The sequence below is a fragment of the Streptomyces sp. CCM_MD2014 genome (genome assembly GCF_000772045.1).
Classification (GTDB): domain Bacteria; phylum Actinomycetota; class Actinomycetes; order Streptomycetales; family Streptomycetaceae; genus Streptomyces; species Streptomyces salinarius.
This window is the reverse complement of record NZ_CP009754.1, coordinates 7,793,881-7,809,285: the sequence shown is the minus strand read 5'-3', so window position 1 is coordinate 7,809,285 and position 15,405 is coordinate 7,793,881. Positions and strand designations below refer to the sequence as shown.

Sequence of the window (15,405 nt, the reverse complement as noted above, 5' to 3'; positions counted from 1 at the left end):
TGAACGCACCCCGGTCCCCTCGACGTACCCCTGGTCGAGCCGAGAAACGACGGTGCGAACGAGGGATGGCCATGGTCAGGGCGCACGTCTCCCCACACGGGCTGGTCGCCGGGCGCTACCGCCTGTTCGAGGTCGTCCAGCGCGAGACGAATCGCGTCTGCTGGTCCGGCGAGGACGCCACGACGGGCCGTCCGTGCCTGGTCACGCAGATCGCGCTGCCCGAGGATCAGGCCGGCGAGGCCGGCCGCCGGGCTCCGGGCCGGGTGATCCGCACCGGTGAGACCATGGCGTCGCTGTGCCCCGGGCGGATCGCCGCGGTTTCGGACGCGGTGGTCGTGGACGGCACGCTGTGGACGGTGGCCGAGTGGGTCGGCGGCGTTCCGCTCGGCGACCTCCTCGACCGCCGGGGCGCGTTCAGCTACGCCCGGGCCGCACGCGTCGGCCTGGAGCTGCTCGCCGTGCTGGAGGCGGCGCACGCGCACGGCGTGACGCACGGCGAGCTGAGCCCGGGGCAGGTGTTCGTGCGCGAGGAGGGCTCCGTCGTCGTCACCGGCTTCGGGCTGGCCGGCGCCACCCTCGCCCCCCGGCTGACGGCGCCCGCGTACGCCCCGCCCGAGCAGGCCCGCGACGAGCGGATCGGGCCGGCGGCCGATCTGTGGACGCTGGGCGCGATCCTCTACACCATGGTCGAGGGCCGTCCGCCGTTCCGTGACCGGGGCAGGCCCGAGGCGACGCTGAGGGGGGTGGACCGGCTGCCGCTGCGCACGCCGGTGCGCGCGGGTCCGCTCACCCAAGCCGTGCAGGGGCTGTTGCGCAAGAACTCCCGGGAGCGGCTGCCCCGTCCGGTGGTGCGCGCGGCCCTCGCCCGGGCGCTGGCGGAGGATCCCGACGCGGCTGCCGGCGAGGCGATCCGGCCCAGGCTGCGCGGCGGGTACGCCCTCGCCCGGAGCACGGGCGGCGACCGGCCGCGGGGGACCGTCGTCGCCGGGATCGCCCTGGCCCTCGTCACGGTCGCGGTCACCGTCCTCGCCGTCACCGGCCGGCTCCCGGGCACGGGCGACGACGACGCCGGCGCCGGGCAGCGCCCCTCCTCCCCCGCCGCCGGCGCCGGGCAGCGCCCCTCCGCGCCCGCCGCACCGCCCACCGGTTCCGCCCCCTCCTCCCCCGCCGGTCCGCCGCGCGCGAGCGCCTCGTCCTCGCCGACCGGCTCCCCGCCACCGGCCGGGTTCCGCCGCTACGACGCGCCGGAGGGCTTCTCCGTCGCCCTTCCCACAGGCTGGCGGCGGCTGGACACCGCACGGGTGCCGGACGGCGCGTACCGGATCGTCTTCGGCGCGTCCGGCGACCCGCGCACCCTCGCCGTCACCTACAGCAGGCGCGCGGGCGACGACCCGGTGGCCGTCTGGCGCGACGACGTGGAGCCGGGCCTCGCCCGCTCCGGCGGCTACCGGCGGATCGGCGGCATCCGCGCCACGACCTACCGGGGACGCGAGGCGGCGGACATGGAGTGGCTGGCCCGGGACGACGGCGCCCGGGTCCGCACCTTCGGCCGCGGCTTCCTGCTCGGCGGGGGACGCAGCTTCTCGCTGCGCTGGACGACCCCGGCCGGTGACTGGGGCGACACCGAGAACGAGCGGGCGCTGGCCGCCGTCCTCGGCACCTTCCGGGAGGACGGGAGCTGACCCCGTCCGCCCCGTTTCCCCCGGTTTTCCCTCGGGCCCCGCGGGGGACTCGGCCGCCATGGCACACATCGGATACACGATGATGACCGAGCAGGCCGGCCCGCGAGAACTCGTCGGCCATCTGGTGCGCGCCGAGGAGGTGGGGTTCGACTTCTCGGTGACGTCGGACCACTACTTCCCCTGGCTGCGCTCGCAGGGCCACGCGCCGTACGCCTGGAGCGTGCTGGGCGCCGCGGCGCAGGCCACGTCCCGCATCCCGCTGATGACCTACGTGACGTGTCCGACGTTCCGCTACCACCCGGCGGTGGTGGCGCAGAAGGCGGCGACGCTGCAACTGCTCTCCGAGGGCCGGTTCCGGCTGGGTCTCGGCTCCGGCGAGAACCTCAACGAGCACGTGGTGGGCGGCGGCTGGCCGTCGGTCGACGTACGGCACGAGATGCTCCAGGAGGCCGTGGAGATCATCCGCGCGCTGTTCGGAGGCGGCCACGTGAACCACCGCGGCGCGCACTTCGACGTGGAGTCCGCCCGGCTGTGGGACCTGCCGGACAGCCCGCCGCCCATCGGCATCGCCGTCTCCGGGGAGCGCTCCGCCAAGCTGGCGGGCGAGTTCGCCGACCTGGTGATCGCCACCGAGCCGAAGGCGGGGCTGCTGGAGGCCTTCGGCCGGCACGGCGGCGAGGGCAAGCCGCGCGTGGGTCAACTGCCCGTCTCCTACGACCCCGACCGGGACACGGCGATCAAGCGGGCCCACTCCCAGTTCCGCTGGTTCGGCAGCGGCTGGAAGGTCAACTCCGAACTGCCGCACCCCGACTCCTTCGAGCAGGCCACCCAGTTCGTGACGCCCGACGACGTCGCCGAGTCCATTCCCTGCGGTGACGACCCCGACGCCTTCGTGGCGGCCGTACGCCCGTACGTCGAGGCCGGGTTCACCGAGATCGCCCTGGTGCAGATCGGCGGGGAGTCCCAACCGGCCTTCCTGGACTGGTCGGAGAGCACCCTGCTGCCCGCGCTGCGCGAGGAGTTCGGCCGCGACTGAGACCGGCGGCCGAAACCGGCGGACGGGCGAATCACTCGAACGACTGAGCATCTTGCCCGTGAACCGGGTACTAGAGGGCTTTACGTCCGTCCCCCTGGAGGCTCTCGTGAACACCGTCGTGCACAGGACCATGGTCGTGCAGCTCCAGGCGGGCGACGCCGCCGACCGGTTTCCCGTCCTCGCGCACCTCGGATACGACGCGGCGGACCCGTTCGCCCTCACCGTGGTCTTCAGCCACGACGGACGGGTGCTCGCCGAGTGGACGCTGGACCGGGAGATGGTCGCTGAGGGCCTCGTCCGCCCGGTCGGCGTGGGCGACGTGCGGATGCGGCCCGAGTCGCGGGGCATGTGGGACGAACTGCGCATCGAACTGCTCGGCGACGACCGGGCCGACGGGGAGCGCCACCGCGCCGTGGTGTTCGTCTGGGCCGCGGCCGTCGAGGCGTTCCTGCGCGAGACGCACACGGTGGTCCGGCCCGGGGAGGAAGAGGTCTGCGTCGACGACTTCCTCGCCACGCTGACCGCCGAGGGCTGAGGGCCCCCGCCCGGGCCGCCGGGGGACGGCGCCTCAGCGGGCCGTGTGGCGGTGCCGGGTCCACAGCGGGATCCCGAACCAGCACAGCAGGTACCAGAGCACCACGCCGGTGACGAGGTAGGGCACGAAGCCGTCGTGGGTCGCGACGCGCAGGATCAGCAGGAGCGAGCAGGCCGTCGTGGCGAGCAGCAGCACGAGGCCGAGCAGCGTCAGCCGGGACGCCCACCGCACCGCGTGGGGTTTCACCCGCCGCCCGGAGACGAGGCGGTGCAGGGACACCGGCCCGATCAGGGCGCCGGTCGTCACGGCCCCGAGGACCACCGTGACCAGGTAGATCGTCTGGTCGGTGTCCGAGAGGGTCTGGTACTTGGGCTGGAACACGACGGTGAGCAGGAAGCCGAACAGGATCTGCACGCCCATCTGCGCGACGCGGACCTCCTGGATCAGCTCCGTCCACATCCGGTCGGCCCGCTCCTCCTCGGTCTCGTTGCGCCCCCTGCGCCGAGCCTGTCCCTCAGCCGATCCCGAGTCCGAGTGCGTCACGTCTTCCTCCCGTCGACCGCCGTCTGCGTCTCCTTCCCTGTTCCCGGGATCCCCGTACTCAGGCGCCGGTCCGTGCGGGCGACGCCCGGTTTGGGTGATCGGGGGACGGTTACACGGGCCGGGAACGACCCCGGCTCGGCAAGGAAGGCCAAGATGTCCGACACTCAGCTCACCGTGACGTTCGACGGCGGCGGCATCGACGACGCGCGGGCGATCGTCCGCGCGCTGGAGGGCGTTTTCGGGGCCCCCGGCGACCTGCCCGCGGACGAGGGGGCGACGGTGCGTACCGCGACCTTCGACGCCCCGGACGCACCTCGCGCGGACGCCGCCCCGGCGACGGGCGGGTCGCTGTCGGCGCCGGTGACGGTCACCGTGCAGGGCACACCGCAGGCCGTGGAGGCGGCGAGCCGGACCCTGGCCCGCGCCTTCGGCGCGCGGAACGAGGGGGCGGCCTCCGGCGACCAGGAGCGGGAACGGCAGTTGCTCCTGGAGCCGTGAGGCCGCGGGCCGCCGCCCGCCGGCCCTCTACCAGCGGCTCTCGACCTGGTCCTTGATACGGCGGTCGTAGAGGTCGCGGATGGCGGCGAGGGTGTCCTCGGACAGCTCCGGCAGCCTGGCGGCGTCCGTGTTGGCGCGGGCCTGTTCGGGCGAACGGGCGCCGGGGATCACGCTCGTCACGCCGGGCTGCTGGACGATCCAGCGCAGCGCAAGCTGGGCCGGGGTGTACCCCTCGGGGGCGAGCGCGGCGAACTCGGCGGCGGCCTCCACGCCCGTGGCGAAGTCGACGCCGGAGAAGGTCTCGCCCTGGTCGAAGGCCTCGCCGTGCCGGTTGAAGTTGCGGTGGTCGTTGGCCGCGAAGACCGTGTCCTTGGTGTACTTGCCGGACAGCAGGCCGGACGCCAGCGGCACCCGGGCGATGATGCCCACGCCTGCCTCGCGGGCCGCGGGCAGGACCTCGCGCAGGGGCTTCATGCGGAACGGGTTGAGGATGATCTGGACGCTGGCCACGTTCGGCCGGGCGATCGCGGTGAGTGCCTCCTCGCACGTCTCCACACTGACGCCGTACGCGGCGACGCGCTCCTCCTCGACGAGGGTGTCCAGGGCGTCGAACACCTCGTCGCTGGAGTAGACGGGCGTCGGCGGGCAGTGCAGCTGCACCAGGTCGAGGCGGTCGACGCCGAGGTTGCGGCGGGAGCGGTCGTTCCACTGCCGGAAGTTGTCCAGGACGTAGTTCTGCGGGATCTGGTCGACCCGGCGGCCCATCTTGGTGGCGACCAGCACGTGCAGGTCGGGCCTGCTCGCGAGGAAGGTCGCGATGGTCTGCTCGCTGCGGCCGTCGCCGTAGACGTCCGCCGTGTCGAAGAAGGTCACCCCCGACTCGGCCGCCGCCTCCAGTACCGCGAGGGCTTCCTTGTCGTCCACGTCTCCCCAGTCGGCGCCCAGTTGCCAGGTGCCGAGGCCGATCACCGACGCGTGCTGATCCGACCTGCCGAAAGTGCGCTCGTCCATGGCGTCAGTCTGTCATCCCCGGTGCGCGGGCACCGCGCCGGGACGCCCCGCACGGCCCGCTCCGTCGCCGGCGGCGAGTCTGCGCGCCTGGACCGTGCGCGCGAGCACGGGCCCCAGCCGGCGCTTGAGCCGGCGCAGCGTCTCCACTCGGCCGGCCGCCCGGTCCATCCGGTAGTACAGGCGCGGCGGGAGGTACGGCAGCAGCGGCGAGTGCCGCTGGCCGAGCAGGGCGAACATCTGCTCCGGGGGCAGGCGGATGTAGCGGGGCAGGTTCTCGTACCACTGTGCGCTGAGCCGGGCCGCGCTCTGCACCGGCAGCAGGGCCGCCCGGCGTTCGCGTTCGTAGCGGGCGAGGGCGTCCGGGAGGGGGGTGTCCGGCTCGCGCAGTGCCGTGGCCAGCGCCATGGCGTCCTCGAGCGCGAGCGTGGTGCCGGCGCCGACGGAGTAGTGCGTGGTGTGGGCCGCGTCGCCGAGCAGGACCAGGTTGCCGCGGGACCAGGTGCGGTTGGTGAGGGTGCGGAAGACGGGCCAGGGGGCGCTCGCCCGGCCGGAGGACCGCGCCGTGAGCGGGTGTCCGTCCAGCACGTCGGCGAACAGCTTCTCCAGCAGGATCAGTCCCTCGGCCTCGTCCGCGCGGTCCAGGCCGAGGCCGGTCCAGGTCTCGGGCGCGCACTCGACGACGCAGGTGCTGCCCTCGGGGCCGTAGCCGTAGCCGTACGCCCAGATCCAGCCGTGCTCGGTCTCGGCGAAGGCGAAGGTGAAGGCGTCGAAGACCTTGGGGGTGCCGAGCCACACGTAGTGGTTGCGGCCGCCGGTGATCTCGGTGCCGAAGTGGCCGGCGTGCCGGCCGCGCAGGGCGCTGCCGGCGCCGTCGGCCGCCACGACGAGGTCGGCGGCGGGCGGGTTCGCGCCGGTCACGGGGTGCTCGAACTCCAGGCGTACGCCGAGGTCGCGGGCGCGTGCGGCGAGGAGCGCGAGGAGCCGGTGGCGGCCGATGCCGAAGCCCTCGTCGCCGTGGTGCCGGGTGGTCAGGTCGCCGACGTGGGCGACGCCGTCCCGCCAGCGCACGGAGTGCTCCTCGACGGCGCGCGCCGACTCCGGGTCGTGTTCCTGGAGCCGGTCGAGCAGTCCGCGCCAGTAGGTGACGCCCCAGCCGTAGGTGGAGCCCTCCGGGTCGCGTTCGTACACGGTGACGTCGTGGGTCGGGTCCTGCCGCTTCAGCAGGATCGACAGATAGAGTCCGGCGGGCCCACCGCCGACGCAGGCGACCTTCACACACACCCCTGGTATGCACTCATAACGGTCATTCGGGACCGCAGAGTAACAAGGGGAGAGGGGTGGGCCGCCGCTACGCGGCCGTGGCCGGCGCGGATTACCCGGCGGCCGCCGTGCGGCACTCCGGGTGGCCCCAGCCCTGGTCGTTCTTGGCGATGGACTCGCCGGCCGCGTACGAGCGGCCGCACAGGCAGCGTCCGGGGAACTTCGCCTTGATGGTGCGGGACGAGGAGCCGCTCTTGCGTGCCGCGCCCGAGCCGCGGCGCGGCGCCTTGCGGGTCGCCGGGACGTCCGGGGCGGGCGGCGGCTCGGGCGAGCCGAGAGCGCTGCCCGCGGCTTCCTGGACGACGGCCGCCTGGCTGGCGGCGCGGTCGGCGAAGTCGTTGAGCCGGTCGCCGTCGACCTGGTGGGCGGGGACGTAGCGGAACTCGACCGAGCGGCCGTCGAGCAGCTCGTCGATGCGCACGACCAGCTCCTGGTTGGCGACCGGCTTGCCGGCGGCCGTCTTCCAGCCGTTGCGCTTCCAGCCCGGCAACCAGGTCGTCACGGCCTTCATGGCGTACTGCGAGTCCATCCGGACCTCGAGCGGCACGTCGGGGTCGGTCGACGCCAGCAGCCGCTCCAGCGCGGTCAGTTCGGCGATGTTGTTGGTGGCCCTGCCGAGCGGGCCGGCCTCCCAGCGGACCGGGGTCTCCGACTCGTCGGCCACCACCCAGGCCCAGCCGGCCGGGCCCGGGTTTCCCTTCGAAGCCCCGTCGCACGCGGCCACTGCACGTTCACGCATGCGCTCGATCATGCCATGGTCCGGCGGGGCCTCGGGACGTGGTTCAGGAGACCTCCGCGACCTCCGGCATCTCCCCCTCGGTCGTCGTGACGTCGATCACCGAGAAGGAGGCGCCCTGCGGGTCGCTCAGCGCTGCGAACCGGCCGAACGGGGTGGTCATCGGGCCGAACCGCAGGATTCCGCCGAGCTTCGTGGCGCGGGCCACGGCGTCGTCGCAGTCGGCGACGGTGAAGTAGACGTTGATGTACGGCGGGACCTCGGGCGGGAAGTCCTCCGTCATGGCCATGCGGCCGAGGACGGGGTCGCCGCCGAGGTCGAAGAGGCGGAAGTCCATCTGGTCGTCCCGCATCTGCTTGGCCCCGTAGGAGAAGACCGCGGGGAAGAAGGCGTCCGACTTCGCGGGCTCGCGGGTGAAGACCTCGGCCCAGCAGTACGCGCCGGGCACGGCCGTCGCCTCGAAGCCCTCGTGCCTCTCGCCCTGCCAGACGCCGAAGACGACGCCGCCCGGGTCGCGGGCCAGGCACATGGTGCCGAAGTCGCCGACCCGCATCGGCTCCAGGAGCAGTTCTCCGCCGGCCTCGCGGATCCGGCCGGCGGTCGCCGCCGCGTCCGGGGAGGCGAAGTAGAGGCACCACTGGGACTGGTCCTCGTGACCGGGCGGAGGCGGGACCACGGCGGCCACCGCCTTGCCGTCGGCGTAGCACTGGGTGTAGTCGCCGAACTCGGACGACGACTCGCCGAAGGTCCAGCCGAGGACGTCGCCGTAGAACCTCTTGGCTCCCTCGACGTCGGTGAACATCGCGTCGGCCCAGCAAGGGGCCCCTTCCGGTGATACGGCCATGTCTGCCGCCTCCTTGGCGAACGTGGGTGTGGGTCGGTGCGGGCGGGTGGTCACTCCCCGGCGTACGCGTGTTCCAGCGCGGCGATGTCCAGCTTGCGCATCGACATCATGGCCTTGCTGGCGCGCGCCACCCTGGCGGGGTCGGGGTCGCGGAACATCTCCTCGAGCCGGCGCGGGACCACCTGCCAGGACACGCCGAACCGGTCCTTGAGCCAGCCGCAGGGGCCGTCCTCGCCGCCGCCCTCGGTGAGCGCGCTCCAGTAGTGGTCGACCTCGTCCTGGTCCTCGCAGGTGATCTGGAAGGAGATCGCCTCGTTGAACCGGAACTGCGGGCCGCCGTTGAGGCCCACGAACTTCTGGCCGTTGGCGGTGAACTCGACGGTGAGCACCGAGCCGGCGGGCTGCGGCGCTCCCTCGGGATAGCGGGTGACGGCGCCGATGCCGGAGTTCTTGAAGACGGAGACGTAGAAGTGCGCGGCGTCCTCGGCGTCGCCGTCGAACCACAGGCACGTGGTGAACCCGTCGGTGCTCATGACTACCTCCTGGGGGCGGAACACGGTCACCAGTACCGACCGGTGCGGGCCGCCGAACTCATCGCTCTGCCCGTGGCGAATCTGCCGCGGGCAGAGAAATGCCCGGCGGGGACCGCGGCGGGCCGACAGTGGAGGAACCGCGGTGCCGTCGGCCGCGCACCACTCCCACCACTACCACCCCTCACGACTCGCTACGACTCGACAAGGAGTGCCGATGTCTCCACTCATCGCAGGCCCCGCCCCCGCCGCACCGCCCAGGGCCGAGGACGGCGACACCCCCGCGACCCGGTTCGACGACCGGCTCGCCGAGCAGTTGCTCGACCAGCGGATCGTGCTGCTGGGCACCCAGGTCGACGAGGTCTCCGCGAACCGGGTCTGCGCCCAGCTGCTGATCCTGTCCGCGCAGGACCCGCGCACCGACATCAGCCTGTACGTCAACAGCCCCGGCGGCTCCGTGCACGCGGGGCTCGCCATCTACGACACCATGCGGCTGATCCCCAACGACGTCTCGACGCTCGCCATGGGGTTCGCCGCCAGCATGGGGCAGTTCCTGCTGAGTGTCGGCACGGCGGGCAAGCGGTACGCGCTGCCGAACGCGCGGATCATGATGCACCAGCCGTCGGCGGGCATCGGCGGCACCACCGCCGACATCGAGATCCAGGCGGACAACCTGGAGTTCACCAAGCGGACCATCGAGCGGATCACCGCCGAGCACACGGGGCAGACCCCGGAGACGATCTCCCGGGACGGCGACCGCGACCGCTGGTTCACGGCCGAGGAGGCCAGGGAGTACGGAATGGTGGACCGGGTCGTGCAGTCCCTCGCGGACGTGCGCCCGGCCGCCACCCGCCGGCGGATGGGGCTGTGACATGGGCAGCTACACGATTCCGAACGTCGTCGAGCGGACCCCGCAGGGCGAGCGGTCCTACGACGTGTTCAGCCGGCTGCTGTCGGAGCGGATCATCTTCCTGGGGACCGAGATCGACGACGGCGTGGCCAACGTCGTGATCGCGCAGCTCCTGCATCTGGAGTCGTCGGCCCCGGAGAGCGAGATCGCGATCTACATCAACTCCCCCGGCGGCTCGTTCACGTCGCTGATGGCGATCTACGACACGATGACCTTCGTGCAGGCGCCGATCTCGACGTTCTGCGTCGGGCAGGCGGCGTCCACGGCGGCGGTGCTGCTGGCGGGCGGGGACCCCGGGCGGCGGTTCGTCCTGGAGCACGCCCGGGTCCTGCTGGGGCAGCCGGCCAGCGGCGGCCGGCAGGGCACGGTCTCCGACCTGGCGCTCCAGGCCAAGGAGATGGTGCGCATCCGCTCCCAGGTGGAGGAGGTGCTGGCCCGCCACACGCGGCACGACGTGGCGACGCTGCGCGCGGACATGGACCGCGACAAGGTGTTCACCGCCGAGGACGCGGTGGCGTACGGACTGGCCGACGAGGTGCTCGTCCGGCGCCTGGCGCGGGTGTGAGCGCACGGGCCGGCGCTCCGCTCCGGACGGGGCTCCGGCCCGTGCGCGTCCGCGCGCTCTCAGGCGGCCAGGCACATCCCGTCGAACCGTGCGCCCGACGTCGGCGTGCCCCGTCGCGCTCCCGCGCCGGTGTGCCGGGAGGTGAGGCGGACGAGTTCGCCCTGAGCGCGGGCCAGCAGGTCGCCGAGGCTCAGGCCGAGGGCGCCGGCGGCGGCCGCAAGCACCTCCGAGGAGGCCTCCTTGCGGCCACGTTCCACTTCCGACAGATAGGGCATGGAGATCCGGGCGGCCTCCGCGACCTCTTTCAGGGTGCGCTCCTGCTCGAGGCGTTCCCTCCGCAGGACGTCCCCGACCAGGTCCCGCCACAGGGGCTCGCGCACGGTGGGCGGCCTTCGCTCCGGGGGGACCTGTGGGGCGGCGGGACGGGCCCCCGGGCGCGCGGCCTGCGGGCGCAGCGGAATGACGCGGGCTTCGTTCGGCACGTGGCTGGTCACCTCCTCAGCCTAGGGTTCCGGGCGGATCACGGAAGGGGGCGACGTTCTGCCCTCAGGGAAATCCCGGCGGGAACCGGAGTGCCGGGCGACGCGGGCGGGACTACGCTGAGAAGGTACGAAGTACCCCGCGAAGACGCCGCGGCGCGGGCATCGCGCCCCCCGTGAAAACGGGAGGCATGTGCCGCCGCGACCCGGGTACCCGCAAGCGGGAAAAGCCTAGGGAGACGTCCAACCGTGACTTTCGTGGGAGAGGCAATGGAGACCGCCGTGGTCCGGCCGGAAGCGCAGGCCGTCGAGAAGACCGCCGGGAGCTGGACGGGTGAGGGAACACCGCGGGGCGTCGTGGACCCCCGCGCCGTGGCCCCGCGTGACGCACGGCAGCTGTCCCGCCAGTTCTTCCGGCGCCTGACGGAACTCGAAGAGGGCACGCACGAATACCAGTACGCGCGCAACACGCTCATCGAGATGAACATGTCGCTCGTGCGGTTCGCCGCGGGCCGCTTCCGCGGTCGCGGGGACGACATGGAGGACATCGTCCAGACCGGGATGATCGGCCTGATCAAGGCGATCGACCGCTTCGAGCTGTCGCGCGAGGTCGAGTTCACGTCCTTCGCGCTGCCGTACATCGTCGGCGAGATCAAGCGCTTCTTCCGTGACACGACCTGGGCCGTGCACGTGCCGCGGCGTCTTCAGGAGCTGCGCGTGGAGCTGGCCAGGGCCCGCGAGGAGCTTTCCTCCCGCCTGGACCGCGAGCCCACCGTGGCCGAACTCGCCACGCTGATGAACATCAGCGAGAACGAGGTGATCGAGGGCCAGATCGCGTCCAACGGCTACAACTCCTCCTCGCTGGACGCCGCGCTGACCGGTGACGGCCCCGAGAACGGCGAGTCGGTCCTGGCCGACTTCATCGGCGTGGAGGAGGACGGGCTGCGACTCGTGGAGGACTTCCACTCGCTGGCCCCGCTGATGGCGGAGCTGAGCGAGCGCGACCGGCAGATCATCCACCTGCGGTTCGTGGAGGAGGCCACGCAGGCGGAGATCGGCGAACGGCTCGGCTGCTCGCAGATGCACGTGTCCCGGCTGATCAAGCGGATCATCACCCGGCTGCGCGAAGGAATGCTGGGCGAGCTCGGCTGCGCCTGAGACCCGGCCCCACGGGGGCGGTGACGACGGTGCCCTTCACCCTTCGGTGAGGGGCACCACGGCGCGCACGCGCTTGCCGACCGGGACGCGTTCGACGACGACCGTCTCCACCAGGGCGTGCACGATCTCCAGTCCATGCCGTCCCACGCGCTCGGGGTCCCGGGGGAAGCGCTCCGGCACCGCTCCGCTGCTGTCGTAGACGGTCACCGTCACCGAGGTACCCGTGCCCTCCAGCTCCAGGATGTACGGCCCCTTGCTGTGCCGGTCGGCGTTGGTGACCAGCTCGCTCACCACGAGGAGCACCGCGCCGTCGGCGCGGGGACCGATCGTGGCGCACCACTCGGTCCTCAGCTGGTCGAGGAAGAGCGAGGCGAAGGAACGTGCCTGCGCTATGCATCCCGGCTCACCGGAGTAGTGCGCCGCCCGCCTCAGCGGTTCAACGGGTACGTCGAAACCAGTCGGTATCACTGCCCCGTCCAGGTACTCGGTCATGCGTTTCTCTCTCGGACGCCGGACTGGCCGGACTCTGCTGCACCTGTCCTCGTACCCCGAGCCGCGCATCGCAGTCCCCGTCTCTTCGCAGTGCGGGCATCGTCACAGTCGTGCGGGGAACCCGTGGGTGCGAGAAGGGTGTGCGAGCGGGTGGGGAAGGGTGTGCGATGAACGAACTGATGGCCGCACGAAGCCTCACCACCCGGCCGGTGGTCACCCTCGGCGGCGATGCCGTCGCCCATGTCAAGGACACCGTATGCGACGCCGCCGCCGGCCGGATCACCGGTTTCACCCTGACCGGACGGGGCCTGCTGTCCGGACCGCTGAAGGAGGGCCTGCCCTGGCAGGCGGTGCACGCGCTGGGCCACGACGCGGTGATGATCCGGGACCGGCGCGGCCTGGTGAACGCGGCGGCGATGACGGCGCACCGGCAGAGCCTGCGGGCCCGGTTGCTGGGGGCCAGGGTGCTGACCGAGGCGGGGACGGAGATCGGCACGGTGCTCGACGTCGTCGTGGAGGGCGGCACCGGTGGACGGGTCGTCGGCTTCCGGGTGGCGGCCAGCCGGCGGTTCGTGCCGGGCCCCACCCGGCACCGGCGCCGGGTGTACGTGCCGCGCGGCGAGTCGCTCACGGTCACCGGCCGCGCCCTGGTCCTGCCCGAGGACGCCGTCCGGCACGTCGCGGACGACCTGCCCGGCTTCACCGCCCTGGTCGGCGGTGTGCCCGGCCCCTGGAAGGGCTCGCTGCCGTGATGCTGTTCACCGAGGTGCGCGGGCTGCCGGTGCTGGTGCCGGACGGCGGCGGACCGCTCGGCACCGTGACGTCCCTGACCGTGGACGCCCTGTCCGGATCGGTGAGTCACGTCCGGTTCCGTGCCGGCAGGTTCGGCCGGGAGAAGGAGGTGTCCTGGGACACGGTGGAGACCGTCGGGCCGGGTGCCGTCCGCCTCCGCTCGGCCACCGCGCCCGAGCCGGCGCCGTCGTCCCACCACGAGTTGCTGGGCCGCCGGGTCCTCGTCGACACGGGCACCGAGCACGGCACGGTGCTGGACGTCGCCTTCGACACCCGGACGGCCCGCCTCCTCGCGCTCTTCACCACCCGCGGCGAACTGCCGGCCGGCCGCCTGCTGGGCCTCGGCGACTACGCCCTGGTCGTACGGGAGGGCTGAGCCCTCGGCCGGTCCACGACGACGGCCCGCCGGTCCATTACCGGTCCGTACGCCGCCGACAGGGGCCGTCTCTCGGCGCGGACGGCCCTGTCGGCGGGCGTGCCCGGCGGCCGCTGCTTAGCGTGGCAGCGTGAGTCAGCGCCCCCCGTCCGTACCTCCCGTACCTCCCGTGCCTCCCGCGTCTCCCGGACCGTCCGGCCGGACGCTCGCCCGTCACGGCTGGGTGCAGGCCCTGGGCACGGTGCTGGCCGGGCTGGTCGCCATGGGGGTCGTGGCCGCGCTCGGGCTGTGGGCGGCCGGTGCCGCGGACCTGCCCGACAACGCCTTCCCCCGGGTCGTCGTGGCGACCGTCGTCACCGCCGTGGGCGGCGCCCTGGAACTGTCCGGCGACGCAGGCGAGCTGGCGGCCACCGACGCGGGGCTGACCGTGATGCCGCTGTCCGTCACCCTGACCGGGGCGCTGGTGATCGCCCGGGGCTTCCTGCGGCCGCTGCGCCACCGGGCCGTGACCGGCGTCCCGGAACTGGCCGGCTGGGCCGCGCGGATCGCCGTCCTGTGGCTGCTCGCCCTCCTCGGGACGGCGTTCGCCGCGCGGCAGACCTTCGAGGTCTCCCTCGGGGAGGGCCTGCTGAGCGACCTCGGCGACCTGTTCGGCATCACCCCGACGGTCGGCTTCACCACCGACGTGCCGCTGACCGTCCTCTTCGGGCTGCTGTGGCTGGCGGGAGTGCTCCTCCTGGCCCTGCTGGTCTCCCCCGGGGCGCCGCTGCCCGAAAGGCTGCTGCGGCTGCGGACGTCGGTGCGGCCGGCCGCCTACGCGATGGTCGCGCTGCTGCTCGCATACGTGGCCGTCGGCGTCGTGGTCGCCCTGGTGACCGCCGGGACGCGGGGCCACCCCGCGGACACCTTCGCCGTCCTGCTGCTCGGGCTGCCGAACCTGGCCTGGCCCGCGCTCACGATCGGCCTCGGAGCGACCTGGAACGGGCGGGTCGAGGGACCGTTCGGACTCCCGATGCCGCACGTGCTCGACGAGGTGCTGCGCACGCCCGACGTCTCGACCGTGAACGTGGGCACGCTGGCCGAGCAGGACGGGCGGATGTGGTGGCTCCTGGTCGCCGCGGCGGTCCTGGTCCTGGCGGCCGGTTTCCTCACGGCGTCCCGCTCCCCGGCCGGAATGCCGGCCTGGCTGCTCGCCGTGCACATGGCGATCGCGTTGGCGCTCACGGTGCTCATGATCGGCCTGACCGGCCGGATCTCCGCCCATTACGGGCTCTCGGTGATCGGCATCGGTGACCTGGGCGGCGGGCTGGCCGGGAAGCTGTTCCTGCGGCCGCGTCTGTGGGGCACCGTCGGTCTCGGGCTGCTGTGGGGGCTGGTCGCCGGGTTCCTGGGCGCGCTGCTCGCACGGTGGGTGCGGGGACGGTCCGGCCGGGTCCGGTCCTGAAGCGTGACGATGCGGCGTCGCGGAGGTCAGGCGACGGGGACGACCAGGGGCGGGGCGGCCCGCTGCATGCGCAGCGCGTCCACGGACTCTGCCATCAGCTCGTACTCGGTGGTCTCGTCGCTGGTCGCGACGCGCACCAGATGCCCTGCGGCCAACTCGTCGGCGACCAGCTCCTGTTGTACGTCGTCGGCGCACCAGGTGCGCAGCATGCGCGGCACGTCGGGCGCGTCGTCGGCGACGGGAGTCAGGGCGCCGCGCGGTAAGTGGGGGGTGTCGGGCTGCGGGTCCAGCCGCTCGGCGATCCACGACGCCCGGTCCCGCAGCCACCACAGGGCCAGGGCGAGGGTGGGCGCCCGGTAGGTGCCCAGGGGGACACCGATGCGGCGGCCGTCGCAGACACCGTAGGCCGTGACATGGCACAGGAACTCGTCGTGCACTGCTGCCCTCCCCCGTC

Annotated in this window: 19 protein-coding genes; 10 read left to right on the top strand and 9 right to left on the bottom strand. The window is 73.1% G+C overall.

Annotated elements, in window-relative coordinates; translation table 11 throughout:
- Positions 1 to 65 precede the first annotated feature (65 nt).
- The 3 genes from NI25_RS34925 to NI25_RS34915 all read left to right on the top strand — a co-directional run bounded on the left by NI25_RS34925 (position 66) and on the right by NI25_RS34915 (position 3,253).
- Positions 66 to 1,682, top strand: a complete 1,617-nt coding sequence (locus NI25_RS34925) for a serine/threonine-protein kinase (RefSeq protein WP_061446302.1) — start codon at positions 66 to 68, stop codon at positions 1,680 to 1,682.
- Between the two features lie 58 nt (positions 1,683 to 1,740).
- Entirely contained in the window at positions 1,741 to 2,718 is a 978-nt protein-coding gene (locus tag NI25_RS34920; RefSeq protein ID WP_061446301.1) for an LLM class F420-dependent oxidoreductase, read from the top strand.
- A 106-nt stretch (positions 2,719 to 2,824) separates the two neighbouring features.
- Positions 2,825 to 3,253, top strand: coding sequence for an SsgA family sporulation/cell division regulator (locus NI25_RS34915; protein WP_061446300.1), 429 nt, complete (start codon positions 2,825 to 2,827; stop codon positions 3,251 to 3,253).
- 33 nt (positions 3,254 to 3,286) lie between these two features.
- On the opposite strand, the gene NI25_RS34910 is transcribed toward NI25_RS34915, so the two are convergent.
- The gene (locus tag NI25_RS34910; RefSeq protein WP_228953097.1) at positions 3,287 to 3,712 is read right to left on the bottom strand and encodes a DUF6328 family protein; all 426 of its coding nucleotides are present in this window, start codon (positions 3,710 to 3,712) and stop codon (positions 3,287 to 3,289) included.
- Between the two features lie 237 nt (positions 3,713 to 3,949).
- On the opposite strand from NI25_RS34910, the gene NI25_RS34905 reads away from it, so the two are divergent.
- Positions 3,950 to 4,294, top strand: a complete 345-nt coding sequence (locus NI25_RS34905; RefSeq protein WP_061446298.1) for a hypothetical protein — start codon at positions 3,950 to 3,952, stop codon at positions 4,292 to 4,294.
- Positions 4,295 to 4,321: 27 nt separating this feature from the next.
- On the opposite strand, the gene NI25_RS34900 is transcribed toward NI25_RS34905, so the two are convergent.
- The 5 genes from NI25_RS34900 to NI25_RS34880 all read right to left on the bottom strand — a co-directional run bounded on the left by NI25_RS34900 (position 4,322) and on the right by NI25_RS34880 (position 8,738).
- Positions 4,322 to 5,305 carry an aldo/keto reductase gene (locus NI25_RS34900; protein WP_061446297.1) on the bottom strand — a complete coding sequence of 328 codons (984 nt, stop codon included), beginning with the start codon at positions 5,303 to 5,305 and terminating at the stop codon, positions 4,322 to 4,324.
- 12 nt (positions 5,306 to 5,317) lie between these two features.
- On the bottom strand, positions 5,318 to 6,580 hold the full coding sequence (locus NI25_RS34895) for an FAD-dependent monooxygenase (protein WP_404050225.1): 1,263 nt from the start codon (positions 6,578 to 6,580) through the stop codon (positions 5,318 to 5,320).
- Positions 6,581 to 6,677: 97 nt separating this feature from the next.
- On the bottom strand, positions 6,678 to 7,376 hold the full coding sequence (locus NI25_RS34890; protein WP_061446295.1) for a ribonuclease H family protein: 699 nt from the start codon (positions 7,374 to 7,376) through the stop codon (positions 6,678 to 6,680).
- Positions 7,377 to 7,407: 31 nt separating this feature from the next.
- Positions 7,408 to 8,205, bottom strand: a complete 798-nt coding sequence (locus NI25_RS34885; protein WP_061446294.1) for a VOC family protein — start codon at positions 8,203 to 8,205, stop codon at positions 7,408 to 7,410.
- 50 nt (positions 8,206 to 8,255) lie between these two features.
- Positions 8,256 to 8,738 (bottom strand): VOC family protein, encoded by a 483-nt coding sequence (locus NI25_RS34880; RefSeq protein ID WP_061446293.1) that lies wholly within the window; start codon positions 8,736 to 8,738, stop codon positions 8,256 to 8,258.
- Positions 8,739 to 8,952: 214 nt separating this feature from the next.
- Between NI25_RS34880 and NI25_RS34875 the strand changes: the two genes are divergently transcribed.
- On the top strand, positions 8,953 to 9,606 hold the full coding sequence (locus NI25_RS34875) for an ATP-dependent Clp protease proteolytic subunit (RefSeq protein ID WP_061446292.1): 654 nt from the start codon (positions 8,953 to 8,955) through the stop codon (positions 9,604 to 9,606).
- A 1-nt stretch (position 9,607) separates the two neighbouring features.
- Positions 9,608 to 10,210: a ClpP family protease gene (locus tag NI25_RS34870; RefSeq protein ID WP_061446291.1), complete on the top strand. Its 603-nt coding sequence runs from the start codon at positions 9,608 to 9,610 to the stop codon at positions 10,208 to 10,210.
- 59 nt (positions 10,211 to 10,269) lie between these two features.
- Here the strand turns inward: NI25_RS34870 and NI25_RS34865 are convergent, their stop codons facing one another.
- Complete coding sequence (locus NI25_RS34865; protein ID WP_061446290.1) at positions 10,270 to 10,704, bottom strand: helix-turn-helix domain-containing protein; 435 nt, start codon at positions 10,702 to 10,704, stop codon at positions 10,270 to 10,272.
- Positions 10,705 to 10,959: 255 nt separating this feature from the next.
- Between NI25_RS34865 and NI25_RS34860 the strand changes: the two genes are divergently transcribed.
- On the top strand, positions 10,960 to 11,847 hold the full coding sequence (locus NI25_RS34860) for an RNA polymerase sigma factor SigF (RefSeq protein ID WP_061446289.1): 888 nt from the start codon (positions 10,960 to 10,962) through the stop codon (positions 11,845 to 11,847).
- A 36-nt stretch (positions 11,848 to 11,883) separates the two neighbouring features.
- On the opposite strand, the gene NI25_RS34855 is transcribed toward NI25_RS34860, so the two are convergent.
- On the bottom strand, positions 11,884 to 12,339 hold the full coding sequence (locus NI25_RS34855) for an ATP-binding protein (protein ID WP_061446288.1): 456 nt from the start codon (positions 12,337 to 12,339) through the stop codon (positions 11,884 to 11,886).
- Positions 12,340 to 12,506: 167 nt separating this feature from the next.
- Between NI25_RS34855 and NI25_RS34850 the strand changes: the two genes are divergently transcribed.
- The 3 genes from NI25_RS34850 (at position 12,507) to NI25_RS34840 (ending at position 14,951) form a co-directional block, all read left to right on the top strand.
- The gene (locus tag NI25_RS34850; RefSeq protein WP_061446287.1) at positions 12,507 to 13,091 is read left to right on the top strand and encodes a PRC-barrel domain-containing protein; all 585 of its coding nucleotides are present in this window, start codon (positions 12,507 to 12,509) and stop codon (positions 13,089 to 13,091) included.
- Complete coding sequence (locus NI25_RS34845; protein WP_061446286.1) at positions 13,088 to 13,507, top strand: hypothetical protein; 420 nt, start codon at positions 13,088 to 13,090, stop codon at positions 13,505 to 13,507. The genes NI25_RS34850 and NI25_RS34845 overlap by 4 nt, the downstream gene beginning before the upstream one ends.
- A 169-nt stretch (positions 13,508 to 13,676) precedes the next feature.
- Positions 13,677 to 14,951: a streptophobe family protein gene (locus tag NI25_RS34840; protein WP_233520806.1), complete on the top strand. Its 1,275-nt coding sequence runs from the start codon at positions 13,677 to 13,679 to the stop codon at positions 14,949 to 14,951.
- 26 nt (positions 14,952 to 14,977) lie between these two features.
- On the opposite strand, the gene NI25_RS34835 is transcribed toward NI25_RS34840, so the two are convergent.
- A complete protein-coding gene (locus NI25_RS34835; protein ID WP_061446285.1) occupies positions 14,978 to 15,388 on the bottom strand; it encodes a hypothetical protein in 411 nt (136 codons plus the stop codon).
- Positions 15,389 to 15,405 lie beyond the last annotated feature (17 nt).